Source organism: Bacteroidia bacterium (assembly GCA_026932145.1).
In the GTDB taxonomy this organism is placed as follows: Bacteria; Bacteroidota; Bacteroidia; order J057; family JAIXKT01; genus JAIXKT01.
This window is the reverse complement of sequence record JAIXKT010000060.1, coordinates 1-2385: the sequence shown is the minus strand read 5'-3', so window position 1 is coordinate 2385 and position 2385 is coordinate 1. Positions and strand designations below refer to the sequence as shown.

The following is a 2385-nucleotide window of genomic DNA, read 5'->3' as shown; positions in this document are numbered from 1 at the left end:
AAAAAAACTCCCCAAAAAATCAAAATTTATTTTGAACGGGAGAAAATTTGGGCTTTTTTAAAAATTTAGAGGTTATGCAACGCGCTCCTTATATATAAAACGTAACTTATTAAACCAACCATCAGCGGACACATTAAGTAAACTTGTAGAAATTTCAGACGGCTTTGCAGGTTCAGACCTTGAAGGAGCAGTAAGAGACGTTGCAATTCAGGCAGTCATTCACGGTGACAGCATTGTTGACGATACGCTTTTTGAAAAATGTTTTAGAAACATTGTTCCTTTAAGCAAGACAGCACCTGAAAAAATTGAAGCAATCAGAATTTGGGGACGTGAAAGAGCAGTTCCAGCATCTGGTGTTTCTTGGGACGCTTCACCAAATGATAAAGTTATTGGCAAACGTTCAATTATAATTTAATGGAATTTCAAATTATATCATTACTTGTTATTGGAGGATTGCTCTCTATTGTCGGAGGTTTCTTGACTTGGAAATATGCAGACTTCTTTCTTGCAAGGCGTGACTATTATGTAAACAGCAAGTTCGACTTATTGAAAAAGAAATTATCAATGAGTTTGAGTGTTGCTGGCACAATCATCTTTATAACAATTATGGTAGCAAGTTCATTAACAGACAAGAATAAAAAGCAAACGGAAAAATCAAAAAACGAAATAAAAAAGCCACGCTAAAAGCAAGCACATTTGCAATTCGCACAAGCCAACGCACAAACCAAAAATTGCAAAAGAGCTTGCTTTGCCAACGCAGACAAAAATTGTTTTAAAAAATTTCCCAACGCTTCAAAAAAATAAAAATACACCGACACACAGCCCGACAAACACAGCAGAGAATGACACGGAAACTCAATATTGACAACGCTTACAATGACACGGTGGACAGAAGGCCAGCAGGTAACAGCGTGTTGCCTCAATTGGCGGTGACGTGCAAAATTGAAGCTGAGTGCTACTATCAAACTTTTGTGCTGGGTGACAGTGAAGTGCTCCGAAATCGCCAACTGCGGCAACACGCAAAACGTTGAGCGACATTACGCCTGCGGCGTAGTTTTGTTCTTCGTGTTTTGCTGCGCAAACACTCCCATCCAAAACAAATGTCGCTCAACGCAGCGCTTGACCTAATTTTGTCTAAGATACGCCTGGGCTTTGCGCCGGCTGCGGCTCGCACCGCTCGCCGTTCCGGCTAACGTCGCCCAACAAAACACTTGACAAAATTAGATTCCGAGAAAAAAAACACCGGAATCCCAAAATAAATTTTGGTCTTCTCTTTTTTTTCTCGGAACTTCGTCAAGCGCTGCGTTGGTGGCAATGCTAACGGACGACCGTTCTGAATTGAAAGTTCAGACAAAACGACCATAAAACATTCGCTACCGTAAATCGGACAGCGGATGCAAAAACAAGAAGCACTTGAAAAAATAAAATCATTAGTTCAGCGGTTTGACGAACAAAAGGAATTTTACAAAAAAGCAGATTACAACGAAACGCAAACAAGACGCGATTTTATTGACCCGTTTTGGAAAGCTCTCGGTTGGGATATTGACAACGAAAACGGTTATGCAGAAAGCTACCGTGAGGTAATTCACGAAGACCGTGTAAAAGTGGGCGGTGCAACAAAAGCTCCCGATTATTCATTTAGACTTGTTGGCGGAAAACGACTTTTCTTTCTCGAAGCCAAAAAACCAAGCGTTTTTATCAAAGACGATATTCAGCCGGCTTATCAAGTAAGGCGTTACGGTTGGAGTGCGAAAATGCCCATTTCCGTAATTACCGATTTTGAAGAATTTGCAATTTACGATTGCTCCAACAAACCCAAACCAACAGACAAAGCCAGCAACGGACGAATTAAGTATTTACAATATTCTGACTACCTAAACGACTTTAATTTTATTTGGGAAACTTTTTCAAAAGAATATGTTCTCAAAGGCAGTTTTGACAAATACATTACCAGCGACAAAAACAAAAAAGGTACAACCACAGTTGATAGTGAGTTTTTGCAATCGCTCGATAAATGGCGTGTTGAATTGGCGATAAATATTGCATTACGCAACAAAGACATTAACGAAGAAGAATTAAATTTTGTAGTTCAACATACCATAGACCGACTAATTTTTCTTCGCATTGCAGAAGATAGAAGTGCCGAACCTTATGGCGAATTGCAAACCGACATTAAAAGCGGAACTTATTACCAAAATCTTTTATTCCGTTTTCATCAAGCAGACCAAAAATATAATTCGGGACTTTTTGATTTTAAAAAAGAGAAAATTACGATTGACAATAAAGTCATCAAAGAAATTATTTCAGAACTCTACTATCCTATTTGTCCGTATGAATTTTCGGTATTATCGGTTGAAATTTTAGGAAGTGCTTACGAACAATTTT

3 protein-coding genes are annotated in these 2385 nt (G+C 38.7%); 2 read left to right on the top strand and 1 reads right to left on the bottom strand.

Features of this window, described 5'->3' with window-relative positions; all coding sequences use genetic code 11:
* The first annotated feature begins 414 nt into the window (after window positions 1-414).
* Window positions 415-684: a hypothetical protein gene (locus tag LC115_13530; GenBank protein MCZ2357689.1), complete on the top strand. Its 270-nt coding sequence runs from the start codon at window positions 415-417 to the stop codon at window positions 682-684.
* A gap of 171 nt (window positions 685-855) precedes the next feature.
* On the opposite strand, the gene LC115_13525 is transcribed toward LC115_13530, so the two are convergent.
* Complete coding sequence (locus tag LC115_13525) at window positions 856-1095, bottom strand: hypothetical protein (protein ID MCZ2357688.1); 240 nt, start codon at window positions 1093-1095, stop codon at window positions 856-858.
* A gap of 299 nt (window positions 1096-1394) precedes the next feature.
* Between LC115_13525 and LC115_13520 the strand changes: the two genes are divergently transcribed.
* A partial coding sequence (locus tag LC115_13520; GenBank protein MCZ2357687.1) for a hypothetical protein occupies window positions 1395-2385 on the top strand: 991 nt, incomplete at its 3' end.